We start from the raw sequence: 17,064 nt of genomic DNA on the forward strand, positions 1-17,064 counted from the left end.
TTACACCTCGTATTGTTTCAATGTCGAGTACAGCCGGGTATCCTTACGCAAGTAGCCTTTCAAGGTCACGGATCCGTCCTCTTCATATTGTTCTGTTAAATTCATCATGACTTCCTTCGCCGGATTGTAATGCGCAAACGCATGAACCGGAATCCGGATCTCGAGATACTCGAGAATGTCACTGATCGCTTTTTCGATTTCGACGGTCAAACGATCGATGTCTGCCGGATCAAGGGCCGAAATCAACAGTTTTCCGCCACTGAATAAATGCGTCAACTGGTCTTTTTTATTGAAGACCTCGAGTTGCGGAATGTCTCCGGCACCGAGTTCATCGAGGACATCATTCGTCGTCTGCATCTGATTCAGATAATGTTCGCTTGAGGCATCGATGACGTGAAGAATCAGATCCGCCTCGAGCACTTCTTCGAGTGTCGACCGGAACGCCGCAATCAATTTCGTCGGAAGATCCTGAATGAACCCGACGGTATCCGTCAACAGAATCTGTCCGCCTTCCGGCAGGTCGAGCTGACGCGTCAACGGATCGAGCGTCGCAAATAATTCGTTTTTTTCATACGTGTCGGCATTGGTCAACCGGTTGAAAATCGTTGATTTCCCGGCGTTTGTGTATCCGACGAGTGCGATTTGAAACGTCTGGTTTTCTTTCCGACGTTCCCGGTAACGGGCACGGTGGGCAACGGACGTTTCCAACTGTTTCTTGATTTCGTCGACACGGCGGCGGATATGCCGGCGGTCGGTCTCAAGTTTCGATTCCCCGGGACCACGTGTCCCGATTCCGCCTCCAAGACGTGACAATTGGGTTCCCTGCCCGCTCAAGCGCGGCAACAGGTAACTCATCTGAGCGAGTTCGACTTGCAGTTTCCCTTCCCGGGACTGGGCACGACCGGCAAAGATATCGAGAATCAATTGTGTCCGGTCAATCAGTTTGATCGATTCCGGATCTTCGAGAGCAATCCGGATATTTTTCATCTGACCCGGCGTGACTTCGGCATTAAAAATAATCAAATCCGGTTCGAGTTCCTGTGCTAATGCGACCAGTTCCTCGACCTTCCCTTTTCCGATAAACGTACGGCGGTCGATCGATTGACGCTTTTGATCGAGTCGTCCCACGACGACGGCGTGCGCGGTCGTAACGAGTGCTTCGAGCTCCGCGACCGATTCTTCATAAATATGATCCGGTACACCGGGGAGCTGACAACCGACGACGATGACGCGTTCTGACATATAATCATTCCTTTCAAAATAACAAACCTTCTGCGCCCCTAATCATACCACATGGACCTCTTGTCTGAACATTTTTGGACAGGAAACATCCGTTCGGTTTATGATAAAGAAAAGTATCTCAAACAGGAGGTCTGTTATGGCACGCGAACGGCTTGACTACACTTTGCCGGAATTCATCGAACGGTATCTGTTTTTCCTCAGCGCAAGCGGCAGACAGGACTCGACGATTCGGCGTTACCGGTACGATCTGATTGAAATTCACCGTTATATGACCGAAGTGGATCAGCCGCTCGAGACAATCGAGGATTTCAAGGCGATTCCGCTCGAGACCTGGAAAACGTTCATTAATGAGTATTTGATCGAAGAAAAATTGTATCAACAGGCAACGGTCGCCCGAATTGTCACTGTCCTCAATCAAATCAATTACCAGATCCGGCAGACGAAATCGAAGCTGATCGAATATGCCCAACCGACCCACGAACTGACGCCGCAGCATATCGCGTCACTGGCCGAATACGAGCAACTGATCCGGACGAACCGGTCCGACCGGGGCTTGACGGACCACCAGCTCGTTGCGCGGCCGTATCTGATCGACCGGAACGAACTGATTTTACGGCTCTTTTACCGCTACGGTCTCCGCGTCCACCACATCATCGGTCTGAAGATGCAGGATTTGAATTTTGCACAGCGCGAGATGACGGTTCACGACCGGCTCGGGAATGCCTACCTGCTCCACCTCGAACGGGACGACCAGGATTTGATGCTTGGTTATTTAAAGACGATCCCGGAACCGGTCCGTCCGCGGTACCACTCGACCGATCCGTTTTTTGTCGCCTTTGATTTCTCGCGGATGACGTTCCGCTGGGTGTACAGTAAAAATGCTCCGAAACAATTGTCGATCGTCATGATCACGAAGATGATGCGTCAGTTAAACGAACGGTCAGACAATAAACGGATCATTACGCCGTCGATGCTGCGGAACAGTTTCATTCTCGGTACGTATCTTGAAGAGTTAACGAAAGAGGAACGGCTGACGAAGACGTGTCTTTATAAAGAGGTTTCACTCCGGCGTTATGCGGAAGCGTTCGATGAACTGAAGGGTTTGTTGTAACAAAAAAGGAGCAACGCCATAGCGCTGCTCCAACAAGTAGGCGGCCCCCCGGCCGTCTTTTTTTAACGCGTGACTTCTTCCGTTTCCGTTTCCTGTTCATACAACGTCACATTACGTGCCGGTGCGAACGTCGAGATGGCGTGTTTGTAAATCAATTGCTGTTTGCCTTCCGATTCTAAAATGACGGTGAAGTTGTCAAACGACTTGATCAATCCCCGTAACTGATACCCGCTGATTAAAAACACTGTCGTCGGAACCGAATCTTTTCGTAATTGATTTAAGAAATAGTCTTGAATGTTGTACGTTGCCTTCATAAGCCCCCGTGCCCCCTCTATTTTTATCTGTTTTTCTTTCAGGCTACTCCGATTTAACCGCTTTCAGAAACCCTACTGTTCTATCATAGATAATTTTGAAGTTTTCTTCAAATGAAAGCCTTCCCATTTCAATCCAATTTCCGTCAAATTGATGGCGGAACCATGTCAGTTGCCGTTTGGCGAAGCGACGGGTGTTCCGTTTCAGCTGTGCAACGGCCGGTTCGAGCGGTGCCCCTTCGAGAACCGGAACGATTTCCTTGTAGCCGATTGCCTGCATCGCTTTCGTATCCTGATAGCCGGCTGCAACCAATCGATCGACTTCCGCAACCAATCCCTGATCAATCATTAAGTCGACCCGCTGATCAATCCGGTCGTACAGCTGTTCTCGGTCTTCCATATGTAAGACGAACAACAGACTGTCATACAAACTCGGTTCACTGCCGGAGACTTGCGTCTGTCCGCTCATCGCGACTTCGATCGCCCGGACGACCCGTTGAATATTGTTCGGGTGAATTTCGTCCGCCCGTTTGGCATCCATCTGGCGCAAGCGTTCATGCAGAGCCATTGCTCCTTCCGCTTGGGCGAACTGTTCCAGCTCCTCGCGCAACGCTTTATTTTCCGCCTGGACGGTAAATTGATAATCGTACAGAATCGCCCGGATGTAGAGTCCGGTTCCGCCGACGATGATCGGCAGCTTGCCTTTGGCGGCAATCTCATCGATTGCTGTCCGGGCCAGCGTTTGAAAACGCGCGACGCTCATCTCGTCATCCGGATCGACGAGATCGAGCAGATGGTGCGGGACTCCTTCCATCTCTTCATGTGTCACCTTGGCGGATCCGATGTCCATCTGTTTATAGACCTGAACGGAATCACCGGAAATGATTTCACCGTTTAATTTTTTTGCTAATTCAATTCCTGTCTTCGTTTTTCCGACAGCGGTCGGTCCAACGATGACAATGACGGGCTGTTTACTCAATGACATCACCATTCCTAGTTCATACATTTTTGTAGTCAGTGTATCATATCCGGACAAGTCGCAGACACGACAAAAAAAACCGCCTTCTCATAAAAGAAGACGGTTCAATGAGTTCTGTTACACACGGCGGATGAAGTCATCGTATACCGCACTAAATACACACCATCCACAAATGACCAAACCTGTCAGCATAATTCCCCAATCAGCCATTTCGGCACCTCCTCGTTGTCTTTAGATACCTTTTGACAAAACCAGGACTTCGTAAACCCTTTCAAGCAGGTTTGACACCAATTACTGGAATCGCTATGATAAAAGTACGATTGTTACGTAGCGCAGAAGCCGACCTGCATCGGCTTCTTTTCAGAGGGATTCCCCTCTTGATTCCATGCAGATGCCCGACATCTGCAAAAAGTCCCTTTTCCATTACGGAGAAGGGACTTTTTTTTGAACTGTACGTATCAGTACATATCTTTTTGTGTGAAATTCCAGAATGCGACAACCAACGCGCCGATCGTCCAGCAGAGCAGAACGGTGAGCGAGAACGGTAACGTCATCCCTTCGATCGGCGGAGCTTGTCCGTCGAGATAGTTAATCAAACCGAAGTTGACGTTGACGAGATATTTCGAACTCGTCCAGCTTGAACCAAGCGTCGTCAGCAAAGTTCCGGAAATCAGGACAGCCATCATGATGCCGATACCGGTTGCCGTGTTTTTGACAAGCACGGACACCATTAAGGCAATCGTCGCGACGACGGCCGTGACGATCCAGGCGAGACCAATCGCCATCAGCAGATATTCCCACATCGGTATCGTATGCACGAATTCGGTCGAGAACGTTCCACTCGGCGACGCCTGGAATCCGGTCAGGATCGGTGCGGTCCAACCGTCATATCCGAGAACGATACCGGAAATCGCATAACAGACGGCGGCAGTCAACGCCATCAGCATCGACGTATAGAGCAGGACCGTCAACCATTTCGCCATCAGGATCTTCCAGCGCCTTACAGGACGGGACAGCAACGTCTTAATTGTCCCGTCATTCTGCTCTCCGCTGACGATATCTGCCATGATAACGATGATGAAGAGCGGTAGAATTAACGTCAATCCTTGGGAGAAGAAGATCCGGATGAAGGTCGGCGCCCCCGGATAATTCGGATTGATGTCGTTATCGAGATAATATTGATTTTGCTTTAAATCAAATTCTAAAAACTGGCGGAATTCGTCCTGGATACTGCTCGAAGCCAGACGGTTTTGAGTATCGACGATATCCTGTTGCAACTCGACCCGCCAATCGAGCGTTCCCTGTTTCTTGATCTGTTCCTGAATGTCACGGTACTGCGCATACGTGAACATCGAGACGAGGACCACTAAGATGATGGCAACGACGGCAAAACGTTTTTTCGAAGCAATCTTCATGACTTCGTTTTGAATCAAACCGAGCATGTTCGGATTACGCAATATGATCTCCTCCTGTCAATGTAATGAAGAGATCTTCGAGCGTCTGGACTTTCCGTTCGATCGTCCACACTTCGACACCCGCTTCGAACAGCTGTTTATTCAAGGATGGTGTCTTGCTTGCATCCATCAGAGTATGGACCGTATTGGCATCCACAATTTCCGAGACCTGGACGTCAGGCGACGCGGACAGGATTTCGTTTGCTTTAAACGCATCATCGACACGCCAGTCGACTCCCGGTGCAAGCGACTCGACCAGTTCCTTGACCGTTCCGACCTGCACGATTTTTCCGTAACTCATGATGGCGACACGATCCGCCAGCATCTCGATTTCCGCCAGGATATGACTGGAAACGAGGACCGACAAACCGGTCTCATCGACCAATTTCCGGATGAATTGACGTAAATCGCGGATTCCCATCGGATCGAGTCCGTTCGTCGGTTCATCAAGAATCAGGACGTCGGGCCGTCCGAGCAACGCTTGGGCAATCCCGAGACGCTGACGCATCCCGAGCGAATAGGTCCGGACTTGATCGTCGACGCGTGCCGTCAAATCGACCAGGTCAATGACTTCTTGGATCCGGGCATCGTCGACATTCGGCAACATCCGTGAGAAGACTTGTAAATTTTCACGACCCGTCAGATATTTGTACAGTTCGGGATTTTCAACGATCGAGCCGATTCGTTGCATCGCTTGAACAAACTGTTTCCGGACATCAAAGTCGCAGACCGTGATTTTACCGGATGTCGGTTTGATTAATCCGACGAGCATACGGATCGTCGTCGTCTTTCCGGCACCATTGGGTCCGAGGAATCCGAACACTTCACCGGGGAAGATTTCAAATGAAATATTATCGATGATCGTTTTCTTTCCAATGACTTTTGTGACTGATTCTAATTTTACGGTTGGTTTCACGTCTCTCACCTCTTAGTATCCATTCTAGCGGAATAATGAATGATTTACCTTATTGGAACACTTCAAAACCGCACATTCCAAAAAGGTTTGCTACAATCATAGTAACAGCAAAAGGAGGAACGGTTCATGAAACGATATCTTTGGCCACTTTTTTTAATAGTTTCTCTTATTTTAACGGCAGTCTTCGGGTACGGCTTTGCCAGTGCCTATAACGATGTTGTCAATCCCCCGAAACGGGCCGTCTTGACGCCGACCAAGGAAGAACCGGTCAAAAAAGGCGGAACCTATGTCGCGCTCGGTGATTCCCTGACACGCGGCGTCGGTGCCTCGAACGGAAACAGTTACGCCGCTATCGTCGGCCGCGAGCTTGTCAAAAAGGACCGCGTCGAACGTTTCCAAAATCTCGCCGTCAGCGGTGCCCGGACGGAAGATCTCTTAAAACAATTGAAACAAAAGGAAGTCCGTCGCACGTTGTCCCAAGCGAAAGTCATCTCGGTGACGATTGGCGGAAACGATTTATTCAACCGCGGTGAAGGTGTCGCAAACTTCAATGCGAAAAAGACAGCCGCCACGATTGCAACGGCCCAAACCAACCTCGCCAAGACATTCAAGATCCTGCGTGAAGAAAATCCGGATGCCGTCATCTTTTATGTCGGACTCTACAATCCGTTCCGCGCCAGTGAAAATGGACAGGCGTTTGACGCCATCGTCCAGGAATGGAATGCGAAATCACGGACACTCGGTCTGAAATACGATATCGAAATCATCGATACGTTTAATCTCGTCCGTGACGTCAAACGTGATCTTTCAAGCGACCAGTTCCATCCGAACGATTCGACATACGAAGACATTGCCAACGCAGCCATCCTCGCCGTCGAAAAACGTTTTTAATTGAATGATGAAAAGGGTAACCGGAAAAGCAACTGATTGCTTTCCGGTCACCCTTTTGTTTTGTCCTGACAATTTAATGCAGTCCTTATTTCAAACGTTTAGCAAACGCAATCAAGACCCACTGCAACGGCAAACGGCCCCATAGTCCCCAAGCCGGCAATGTTTTTCCGTTAATCGGTTTCGGATTGACTGCCATATTGATGTTTGCCGGTAAGACGGCATATAAAAATGCCGGTAATGTCTTCCGGACGAGATCAACACCACGTCCGGACAGCAACATCAAACCGTACAGGATTTCGATGACACCCGTCACCTGGACGAAAAAACGTTTGAACGGGATGAAAGCGGGCATAATCTTAACGAACCCCTTTTCATTTCGAAAATGACCGATTCCGGCAAACAACAGACCGGCACCATACAAAACACGCAGTACATACTTCATCTGAATCTCTCCCTTTGTGACTAAGTCGGTTACTTAAGTACGAAACACACTCAGTGTACCGAACTGGCCGACGCGACTCAACTGTTTGAGATTGTTGTCGAATTATGGGGAATGATGAGGCATTTTGGAAAAACCACCGTAATTTCATTCCGGACGATTAAATTTGATACATTAATCTTAGAAAAACACTACATGAAGGGATGGATTTCGATGGCAGGAAAAACAAGACAACTCTTACCGGGACTTACCGGAGGCATCATCGGTGCTGTACTTACCGCAACGGTCGCCTTTCCGATTTTAATGGATCAAGAACAGCAAGTCGCCGATACACCACTCTCAAACGGCATGCCAAAACAAATTTCGACGACGACAAGCGATCCCGTGACAAACGCTGTCGCAACGGCTCAAAAATCTGTCGTCACGGTCACGAACTATCAATCGGGGAATTCGATGAGTCAGGAAGAGGCAGCAGCGGGTTCCGGCTCAGGTGTCATTTATAAAAAAACAGATGGTAAAGCCTACATCATTACGAACCACCACGTCGTCGACGGAGCCTCTAAACTCGAGGTTACGTTAAACAACGGCAAAACACTCAGCGCCAAATTACTGGGCAGTGACGAAACGTACGATTTAGCCGTATTGGAAGTCAACGCCAGTGATGTTCCGTCCGTCATCACGCTCGGAAAATCGGCTGACTTAAAAGCCGGTCAAACCGTGCTCGCCATCGGTAACCCGCTCGGTGAGTTCCAAAACTCGGTCACCCGAGGGATCGTCAGCTCAAACGATCGGACGGTTCCCGTTGATACGAACAAGGATGGACAGGACGACTTCAATACGACGGTGATCCAAACGGATGCCGCCATCAATCCGGGGAACTCCGGTGGTGCCTTGATCAATGAACAAGGACAACTGGTCGGCATCAACTCGATGAAGATTGCCGAAACTGGCGTCGAAGGCGTCGGTTTCAGCATCCCGATCGATGATGCACTGCCGATTTTAAAACAGCTCGAAACAAACGGTGAAGTTAAACATCCGACACTCGGTGTCGCACTGCAGGATGTCTCAGCCTTCCCAGCCGGTTACCTGCTGGATCAAGTCAAATTGCCGGAATCACAAAAAACAGGCGTCGTCGTCATGTCCGTCGAACCGAACAGTCCCGCCGCTTCTGCAAAATTGAAAACCGGTGATGTCATCACGAAAATCAATAATGAGGAAATCAAAAGTTTTGTCGACATTAAAACCGCGTTGATCAAATCGGACGGCAACGTCACGTTGAACATCATCCGTGACGGGAAACAAATGACGGTTTCGACCAAAACAACAACGACCGATCAACTGTAAAGAACTGACAAGATACGTTTCAACCCCCTCCTATATCGGGTATTGTTTTATAACAATATCGATTGGGAGGCTTTTTTTATGTATGATTTGATTGGCGTAGGGATCGGACCGATGAATCTGGGGTTAAGTGCTCTGGCCCATCCGACACCTTTACGGACACTATTTTTTGACGAAAGCGAACAATTCTCTTGGCATCCCGGGATGATGATCAAGGATTCGATGATGCAGACAAGCTTCATTTCCGATCTTGTCACACTTGCCGATCCGACAAGCCCGTTTACGTATTTGAACTATTTACGATCCCTCAACCGTTTGCATACGTTTTATTTTTACGAAAAACTACTTATTTCGCGACAAGAATATAATGCCTACTTGAAATGGGTCTCGACTCAGCTAGATGATTTACATTTTTCGACCCGCGTCATCGATATTCAAGATACGGGTGACAGTTATGAAGTCTTGGTCGAAGAAGTCGCGACCGGTAAACGGACGACATACGAAACACGCAACGTGGTGCTCGGAACCGGTTCGAAACCTTCGATTCCGGAGAGTTTTGATAAAAATGTCATCCATAACACCCAATACGTCATGGAAAAAGAAGCCATCCTGCAACAGGATAAAGTCAGCATTGTCGGTTCCGGTCAAAGTGCGGCTGAAATTTTCCTCGATTTACTGACGAGCGACCGTCCGGAAACCTTTGAACTCGAATGGATTTCCCGCTCGACTATTTTCGAGACGCTTGAGACCGGCAAACTGGGTGAAGAAATCTTTTCTCCAAGTTACGTCCGTTACTTCAACAGTCTGCCGCTTGCTATCAGACAGGAAGCAGTCGCCAAATTCACGCGGTCCCAAAACGGCATCAGTCCCGAAACACTGCAAGCCATTTATGAACACCTCTATGATTTATCACCGGAAGAACAACAACGGGTCAAAATCCGGGCCAACTTGGAAGTCGATCAGATTTCATACGATTCGGACTTTACGATCACGATGCGGCATACCGAACTGAATGAACAACGGACTTCCAAAACCGGTGCCGTCGTCGCTGCGACCGGTTTCGTTCCATCGCTTCCCCGCTTCACTAACCGGCTCGACATCGAGTTCGAAGGTGAACAAGCCTGGAAGGTCGACGCCAACTACCGGATCAGCCGTACCGTACCAACGAACCATCATTTATATGCGACAACGAATCTCGAACTGTCGCATGGTCCGGCAGCTGATAATCTTGGCATGTCCGTTTCACGCAATCAACTGATTTTAAATGATGTCGCCGGTAAAGAGTTGTATCCGGTCGAACAGCATGCCACTTTTACGACGTTTGACTAATCATCGGACTTATCAAAAGATCCTCGACGAATTCGCCGAGGATCTTTTTTGAATGTTTTCTCACGGCTTTTTTGTCAGTTCAAGCGTTGCTAAAATTAGCAGGGCCGACTGCAGGCGGCTTTTGCCGCTTTTCGCAAGCAACAGATGAAACGCAATCAACCAATTGACTTCATCCGAAAAGCGGTTCCGAGACCGTTCCCGGTCGACGACACGTGTCACGTAAATCATATCGACCCGTTCGGTTGTCTCCAGTAACGCCAGCAACGGGAAAATTCGATCCCAAATCCGCAATTCCCGCTCTTCCATCATTTCACACCAGGCTTGAATCCTGGATTTTTGATCATCCATCGCACCGGATGAAGCTAAAATCTGTGCTGTCATCAACCGTTCGCTCGACGGCTTCATCCATCGTTCGAGCCACTGTTCGGCCTCATCGACCGTCTCGGTGAAGCGTTCCGGAAGGTTGCCCCCTTCCATAAGCGTCGATGTCACGACATATTGTTTCGCTAGATTGAGGACAGGGCGTGTCTGTCGAAGTTGTTCCACAATCGGAAAGGCATCAATGCCCTGTTCACGGTTCAAGACTTCGCCGAGAGCAAAAAAAGGCCGGACCGCCTTTTCTTTAATGAAACGCCGTTTGATATGGCGTTCCGCCTCGATGACCCGTTCGAGCAACCGCTCCGGTTCGGAACTGTTGAGTTGGATATGCGAAATCAAGAGCGGTGTATATCGGCTGCGCAGAGCTGAAAACCGGGTTGTCTTCTGTTTGACGATTTGCATCATCCGGTCATACGCTGCTTTGTCGAAGACCGTATTGTGAATCGTATATGACAAGGCAAAAAAGCGGTGAAAATCATGTGAAGATTCCCCATGTAACGTCGAATAGGTTTCATTATAGTTCTCACAAAACAAACCGTACATGTCCCCGTCCTCCCTTCTCTTATATGTTCCCGCTTCCTGTAAAATCATTCCGCCTTTCTTCCATCGATCAAAAAACCGGAAGCCCTGCTCATCTTGAGGATGAGTTGACTTCCGGTTTATCAGACGCGTTGGCGGTCAAGGAGTCGTGCGAAGTACCCTCCATTTTCGACCAGTTCTTCGTGTGTCCCGTCTTCAACGATTCCGTCTTTCGTCACGACCAGAATCCGGTCTGCTTGACGAATCGTCGCCAGACGGTGTGCGATGATCAGCGTCGTCCGGTTTTTCGACAGTTCGGCCAAAGACTCTTGGATGATTGCTTCCGTTTCGGTATCAAGAGCCGACGTTGCTTCATCCAGAATCAGGATCGGCGGATTTTTCAAGAACATCCGCGCAATCGCCAACCGTTGTTTTTGTCCACCTGACAGCTTCAATCCCCGTTCCCCGATCTCGGTGTCGTATCCGTCCGGTAAATCGGCAATCATCTGTCCGAGATGCGCCCGTTCCGCCGCTTCCACGATGTCAGCACGATCGGCCGACAAATCGCCGTACGCAATATTTTCAGCAATCGTTCCCGAAAACAGAAAGACATCCTGTTGCACGATTCCGATTTGTTGCCGCAACGACGATTTCGTCATCTGCCGGATATCGATGCCGTCAATCGTAATGGCACCATCCGTCACGTCATAAAACCTCGGAATCAGGGAACAAATCGTTGTCTTCCCTGCTCCTGACGTTCCGACAAAGGCAATCGTCTGTCCCGGTTCTACAGACAGGCTGATGTCTTTTAAAATCAACCGCTCGGCTTCGTAACCGAAGCTGACGTCATCAAACCGGATCGCACCCGTTAACGTTGATACTTGAATGGCATCCGGAGCATCCTTGAGTTCTTCATCATGATCAATCATTTCCAGGAACCGTTTAAAACCGGCCATTCCTTTTGGATAGAGTTCGAGTAATGCTGTGATTTTATCAATCGGTTTCAATAAGATGTTCATATAGAGAATGAATCCGACCAACTCTCCGTAACTCAGTTTATCCTGGTAACTGAGGTATGCTCCGACGACGAGGACGGCAAGCGTCATCAACCGGGTCGTCAGATAGATACCGGACAGACTCGTACTCATGACTTTATAGGCATTGATCTTCGACTGCCGGAATGTCCGATTGTCTTTTTCGAACCGTGCCACTTCATGTGCTTCATTCGTAAACGATTGAACGACGCGAATGCCGGAGACACTGTCCTCCACCCGGGAGTTGACCTCGGCAATGTTACCGTACATCCGGTCCCACGACCGGTTCATCCGGACGTTCGCATAACTGATCAACCAGATCAGGAACGGAACGGCAATAATCGTCACCAGTGCAAGCGGCACATTGATCGTCAGCATGATCGAGAATGCACCGATCAATGTCATGACGGCAATAAAGGCATCTTCCGGACCATGGTGGGCCAGTTCACCGATGTCGAACAAGTCATTTGTAATCCGGCTCATGATATGACCGGTCTTCGTATTGTCAAAAAAACGGAACGACTGTTTTTGGACATGACCGAATAATTGCCGCCGCATATCCGTCTCGATGTTGATGCCGAGCTTATGACCAAAGTAGTTGACGACGAACTGCATCAACGTACTGATGACATACAGACCGAGTAATCCGACACTGACGAGAATGATCCAGTTTAACTCACCGTCCGGTAACAGTGAATCGATGAACCATTTGACAGCAAGCGGAAAAGCGAGCTCGAGCAGACCGACGAACAAGGCGGACGAAAAATCCAGCCAAAACAATCGTTTATGCGGTATGTAATAGTGATAAAATCGTTTTAACATGCGAGTCCTCCTTCCAAATTATCTTTAGTGTACAGGATTACTGAAAATAATTCTCGTTTACAATTCTTTCTTCTTTTTTTGAAAATAACTCGAATTTCTTTCTCAAAAAATATATTTTAAAATAAGGTGAATCCCTGTCTTCTTATGACAAAATGGTAACAATGATTCGATGCCTCATCGAACAAGACTCACTATTTTGGAAGGGAGCCACACTACGTGAAAAAGACTTTTCTCACTTTGACGACACTTGCGCTGATCAGCTCAGCCACCGGCGTCGAAGCCGCATCAACGACACTCATCTTGACAGACAACGTCAACATCCGGACTGCTGCCACTACTTCCGCTCCTGTCATCACCACACTTAAAAAAGGAACGACGGTCACTGCAGTCAAAAAGACCGGATCCTGGTACGAAATTCGTCACCAATCGAAAAAGGCTTTCATTACAGCCGCATACGTCAAAACCGTTCCAGCAAAAGCACCGACAACCACGACCTACATAACGAACACCTCGTCCGTCAACGTGCGTGAGAAAGCAACGACCGCTTCTAAATCGCTTGGTAAACTGGCGAAGAACGTCAGTCTTTCCGTTAAAAAGAAAACCGGTGAATGGTACGAAATCAATTACAAAAACAAATCTGCTTATGTCCATACGACACTGGTCACCGCTAAAAAATCGACCGTGACGACAGGATCAAAACCGCCGGTCACGACACCGGTCACACCTCCTGTTTCAACGGCCGTCAAAGCTGTCGATTCGTCCAAGCAGTACGAAGTCAATGCTAAAGAAGGGCTGAATGCCCGCCTTTCCGCTTCGACGACAGGAAAAATCTATAAAACACTGGCGCACAAAACCGTCCTGAAAGTAACAGGTGCGGTCGATACGTGGTATCAAATTCAATTGGACGGCAAAGCACTGTATGTCGCCTCGAGTTATGTCTCAGCGACGGCTAAGGATGCACCGCCGCCCGCTCCTTCAACACCGGGTGTCTCGGTCACACCGGTCGACCAGTCGAAAACGTATAAAGTCGATGCACCGACCGGCCTAAATGTCCGGACTGCTCCATCGACGGCATCGACCGTCTTCACACAACTTGCACACGGATCAACGGTTCAAGTCATGGGCGAAACGACCGGTACAAGTGCCGGCTGGTATCAGATTAAAATCGGTACCGCTTATTATTATGTGGCTAAAGCCTACATCACGACCGGCTCTGTCTCTACTCCGGTGACACCACCCGTCACCCCGCCAACGACGACGATTCCGGCGTCAGGCATCATGGAAAAAGCCATCTCAATCGGTCAACAGTACCTCGGTACACCGTACGTCTGGGGTTCAAGCAGTCCCGTCAACGGTGGATTCGATTGCTCCGGTTTCATCAATTATGCGCTCAATACGGCCGGCTACAAGGTGGCCCGGACGAACGTCAACGGCTACTGGAACAATGACGGCTACCTTGGTCAAAAATTATCGAAATTACGTCAACCGGTCCGCGGCGACATCATTTTCTTCGAAAATACGTATGCAGCCGGTCCGACTCACATTGGCATCATGTTGAACAACGATCAGTTCATTCATGCCAACACACCGTCACTCGGCATCAGTCGTCTGTCTGAACGCTACTGGACACAAAAGTTACTTGGTTTTAAAGCACTCTAATCCAACAGGACCAACCGGGTATTTTCCCGATTGGTCCTGTTTTTTTCATTCCAAATCTGCTAACATTTCCTCAATTTGCCGTTTGAAATGACCGGGTGACAGTTGTCTCGTGAGTTCTTCCACTTCTGCTTGACGATCCAATCCGACTCCGGCCCGCATTGCAAGTGTGAGCGCGTATAACATCATCGCGTGATCGTACTCACCACCGGCCCGCCATAAGTGCGCATTCCTCCAAATTTTCGAAATTGCGCTTGGCAGGTCAAACGGAAGTGTCTCTTTTACATCATTCCACAGACAAAGATAGACTTCGAAATACCCGATGTAATGAAGGCAGGCTTCAATTTCAACTTCGATCAGTCGTTCCCGTACCTCACGAATTGCGGCGTAATCCTTGCGATGGACGGCAATCGATCCTTTCGTCAAGTCGACAAGAATTTGATCCAGTGGCGTCGCTTCCGTGAATAAAAAGAAGTGCTGTAATTTTTCAAGTTCAAATTCTGCCGCTTCGTACTCCTCTTCCAAACTTAAAAACAGGGCGAGCAACCGGTGATAGTTACTGACATCACTGTAGACACCCTTTTCCCGCATGTAGCGGATCCCTTCCCGTAAGAACACGATTGACTGACTCCAGTTATCATCAATCACACTGACACGGATTGCCTGCAACATTTGATAATCAAGAAACGTCTCATGCGCGAGCGGGACATCCTGAAAAATCATCATCCCGTCAATCTTCCGGTACGCTTCTTCGTAACGGCGCAGGAAAAATAAAAAATAGACTTTTGAAATCTGTACTTTAATCTGTTCATCCCGTAAGCCAAGCTGTTTAAATACGTCTTCCGCCAAATCGAAGTAATGTAATCCTTTTTCAGTATCGGAAAAACGTAGAGCACTTCCATACTCGTAATAAACTTGTCCTTGCCAGTACGAATTGATGGCGGGCTCTAAATACGGCTCGAGCATCGTCGCAATCTGTCCTTCCGCATAATAACCGCTTGCGGCCGAATTGATTTTTTCAATCATCTGTTTCATTTCGACGGCACGCGGATCAATCAATAACTCGTCGATGGAGACATGCAGACGGCTTGCGATCGATTGTAACGCCGGCAAAGACGGCGTAGCTTTTTCGTTCTCGATCATACTGAGCATCGACTTCGTCATGATGCCGTCCGCGACATCAGATTGCGTCATTTTTTTCGCTTTCCGGAAACTTTTAATTCGTTGTCCAAGCATCGTTGGTCCCTCACTTTATCAAATAAGTTAAATTAAATTTAACTTTTATATTTACAATCATTCCCTATTCCTCTAGTATAAAGGAAAGTTCAATTAAATTGAACAAAAAAAGGAGGAATCATGATGTCAAAAAATCTGCAACGGCTACTGTTCGGTAAGTTTTGTTCGTTATTCGCCGCCAGTCTGTTTACGTTTGTCGCCGGTCTGACCGTGTTACGGGAAACGTCTTCCGGTCTTCAATTCGCACTTGTCTTACTTGCCGGCACGCTACCGAGGATTCTGTTATCCCCGGTTGCTGGTGTTCTATCTGATCGCTGGAACCGGAAAAAAATCATCGTCACGACCGAGGCGACAAGTGCCTTCATACTCGCCCTATTTGCAGGATACGCCGTCTTCTTTCCTGTCCACACCATTCATTACATGATCATCAGTGCCCTTTTGACTGTTCTGTCGACATTCCTTTCCGTCACCTTGATGAGTTCATTGACGCGTCTACTCGATGATGCCGAATTACAGCGCGGTAATTCCCTCATTTCAAGCATCAGCTCCCTTTCATCGATTGTTGCTCCGATGCTGGCCGGTTTCCTGTTAGCCTTTGCACCAATCCATCTTTTTGCCCTCTTGCCACTCACGTTATTCACCTTAGCCGCGATTTGGAACGCCAGTCTGACATTTAGAACCATTCCTTCTCCCCGTGAAGAAAGCTCGCCTTCATTTTGGACAGACTTTCAGTCAGGCTACAGCTATTTATTCAAGCAACGTGTCCTGACGACACTCATCTTGATGGCACTTGTCTTGAATTTCTTTTTCATTGCACTCGAAGTCATCTATCCGATTATCCTGCTCGACGGCCTTAGCTTCACCGCTTTCCAATTCGGAACGATTGAAGCCGCTTTAGGTGCCGGTCTGTTGCTCAGCTCCCTGATGCTTGCTCTTCCCCGCTTCACCATCAAGCGTCCGTTGATGACGTTGTTCCAGTCAGTTGCTTTAGTCGGGGTGTTATTTCTTTCACCGCTGTTACCGTTACTCGGGATCGTTCCGTCGAACTGGACATTTGGTTATTTTCTCCTCTTCTCCTTTACGGTCGGGTTCATCATCCTCCGGTCAAACATTCCGATCCAGTTGCTCGTCCAGCGGCAAACCGATCCTGCTTACTTAGGGCGGGTTATCGGTGTTCTGGAATCACTCGCAATGGGCATTACGCCAATCGGGATGTTGTTATTCGGCTTGTTAAGTGATTACATCTCACTCAATCTGATCCTCGGAATCAGTTCCATCGGTTTACTCGTAACGGTCGGAATCGGGTTTTTCCACTTGCGCCACGACGTCCGGACGGAACGCTTTACGAAGGAATCTCTTCCCGGGCATGAAAAAACGTCCACCTCAGCGAGCTGAGATGAACGTTC

Annotated in this window: 15 protein-coding genes; 6 read left to right on the top strand and 9 right to left on the bottom strand. The window is 48.6% G+C overall.

What is annotated here, in order from left to right:
- The gene (gene hflX / locus R7V76_RS11205; RefSeq protein ID WP_012369983.1) at positions 1–1,242 is read right to left on the bottom strand and encodes a GTPase HflX; all 1,242 of its coding nucleotides are present in this window, start codon (positions 1,240–1,242) and stop codon (positions 1–3) included.
- Positions 1,243–1,378: 136 nt separating this feature from the next.
- On the opposite strand from hflX, the gene R7V76_RS11210 reads away from it, so the two are divergent.
- Complete coding sequence (locus R7V76_RS11210) at positions 1,379–2,353, top strand: tyrosine-type recombinase/integrase (protein ID WP_012369982.1); 975 nt, start codon at positions 1,379–1,381, stop codon at positions 2,351–2,353.
- A 62-nt stretch (positions 2,354–2,415) separates the two neighbouring features.
- On the opposite strand, the gene hfq is transcribed toward R7V76_RS11210, so the two are convergent.
- From hfq to R7V76_RS11230, 4 genes are all read right to left on the bottom strand, one after another.
- Complete coding sequence (hfq, locus tag R7V76_RS11215) at positions 2,416–2,667, bottom strand: RNA chaperone Hfq (protein WP_012369981.1); 252 nt, start codon at positions 2,665–2,667, stop codon at positions 2,416–2,418.
- A 43-nt stretch (positions 2,668–2,710) separates the two neighbouring features.
- On the bottom strand, positions 2,711–3,649 hold the full coding sequence (gene miaA, locus R7V76_RS11220) for a tRNA (adenosine(37)-N6)-dimethylallyltransferase MiaA (RefSeq protein WP_290831023.1): 939 nt from the start codon (positions 3,647–3,649) through the stop codon (positions 2,711–2,713).
- A 452-nt stretch (positions 3,650–4,101) separates the two neighbouring features.
- Entirely contained in the window at positions 4,102–5,100 is a 999-nt protein-coding gene (locus tag R7V76_RS11225; protein ID WP_290830475.1) for an ABC transporter permease, read from the bottom strand.
- Positions 5,093–6,013: an ABC transporter ATP-binding protein gene (locus R7V76_RS11230; protein ID WP_214848361.1), complete on the bottom strand. Its 921-nt coding sequence runs from the start codon at positions 6,011–6,013 to the stop codon at positions 5,093–5,095. Before R7V76_RS11230 ends, R7V76_RS11225 begins: the two co-directional genes overlap by 8 nt.
- A 126-nt stretch (positions 6,014–6,139) precedes the next feature.
- On the opposite strand from R7V76_RS11230, the gene R7V76_RS11235 reads away from it, so the two are divergent.
- Positions 6,140–6,904, top strand: a complete 765-nt coding sequence (locus R7V76_RS11235) for an SGNH/GDSL hydrolase family protein (protein ID WP_290830471.1) — start codon at positions 6,140–6,142, stop codon at positions 6,902–6,904.
- An 85-nt stretch (positions 6,905–6,989) separates the two neighbouring features.
- Here R7V76_RS11235 and R7V76_RS11240 read toward each other — a convergent pair whose 3' ends face one another.
- The gene (locus tag R7V76_RS11240; protein ID WP_318092550.1) at positions 6,990–7,346 is read right to left on the bottom strand and encodes a DoxX family protein; all 357 of its coding nucleotides are present in this window, start codon (positions 7,344–7,346) and stop codon (positions 6,990–6,992) included.
- 192 nt (positions 7,347–7,538) lie between these two features.
- Between R7V76_RS11240 and R7V76_RS11245 the strand changes: the two genes are divergently transcribed.
- Both R7V76_RS11245 and R7V76_RS11250 read left to right on the top strand, forming a co-directional pair.
- Complete coding sequence (locus R7V76_RS11245) at positions 7,539–8,687, top strand: S1C family serine protease (protein ID WP_261966400.1); 1,149 nt, start codon at positions 7,539–7,541, stop codon at positions 8,685–8,687.
- 78 nt (positions 8,688–8,765) lie between these two features.
- A complete protein-coding gene (locus R7V76_RS11250; protein WP_318092551.1) occupies positions 8,766–10,013 on the top strand; it encodes a lysine N(6)-hydroxylase/L-ornithine N(5)-oxygenase family protein in 1,248 nt (415 codons plus the stop codon).
- Between the two features lie 60 nt (positions 10,014–10,073).
- Here the strand turns inward: R7V76_RS11250 and R7V76_RS11255 are convergent, their stop codons facing one another.
- Together R7V76_RS11255 and R7V76_RS11260 are read right to left on the bottom strand one after the other, a co-directional pair.
- Positions 10,074–10,934: a DUF4003 family protein gene (locus R7V76_RS11255; protein ID WP_318092553.1), complete on the bottom strand. Its 861-nt coding sequence runs from the start codon at positions 10,932–10,934 to the stop codon at positions 10,074–10,076.
- Positions 10,935–11,053: 119 nt separating this feature from the next.
- A complete protein-coding gene (locus R7V76_RS11260) occupies positions 11,054–12,766 on the bottom strand; it encodes an ABC transporter ATP-binding protein (RefSeq protein WP_318092554.1) in 1,713 nt (570 codons plus the stop codon).
- A 216-nt stretch (positions 12,767–12,982) separates the two neighbouring features.
- Between R7V76_RS11260 and R7V76_RS11265 the strand changes: the two genes are divergently transcribed.
- The gene (locus tag R7V76_RS11265; RefSeq protein WP_290830462.1) at positions 12,983–14,425 is read left to right on the top strand and encodes a C40 family peptidase; all 1,443 of its coding nucleotides are present in this window, start codon (positions 12,983–12,985) and stop codon (positions 14,423–14,425) included.
- 45 nt (positions 14,426–14,470) lie between these two features.
- Here the strand turns inward: R7V76_RS11265 and R7V76_RS11270 are convergent, their stop codons facing one another.
- Positions 14,471–15,658, bottom strand: coding sequence for a helix-turn-helix domain-containing protein (locus R7V76_RS11270; protein WP_318092555.1), 1,188 nt, complete (start codon positions 15,656–15,658; stop codon positions 14,471–14,473).
- A gap of 123 nt (positions 15,659–15,781) precedes the next feature.
- Here R7V76_RS11270 and R7V76_RS11275 point away from each other — a divergent pair, with 123 nt between their 5' ends.
- The gene (locus tag R7V76_RS11275) at positions 15,782–17,053 is read left to right on the top strand and encodes an MFS transporter (protein WP_318092556.1); all 1,272 of its coding nucleotides are present in this window, start codon (positions 15,782–15,784) and stop codon (positions 17,051–17,053) included.
- Positions 17,054–17,064 lie beyond the last annotated feature (11 nt).

Source organism: Exiguobacterium artemiae (genome assembly GCF_033342815.1).
GTDB lineage: Bacteria > Bacillota > Bacilli > Exiguobacteriales > Exiguobacteriaceae > Exiguobacterium_A > Exiguobacterium_A artemiae_A.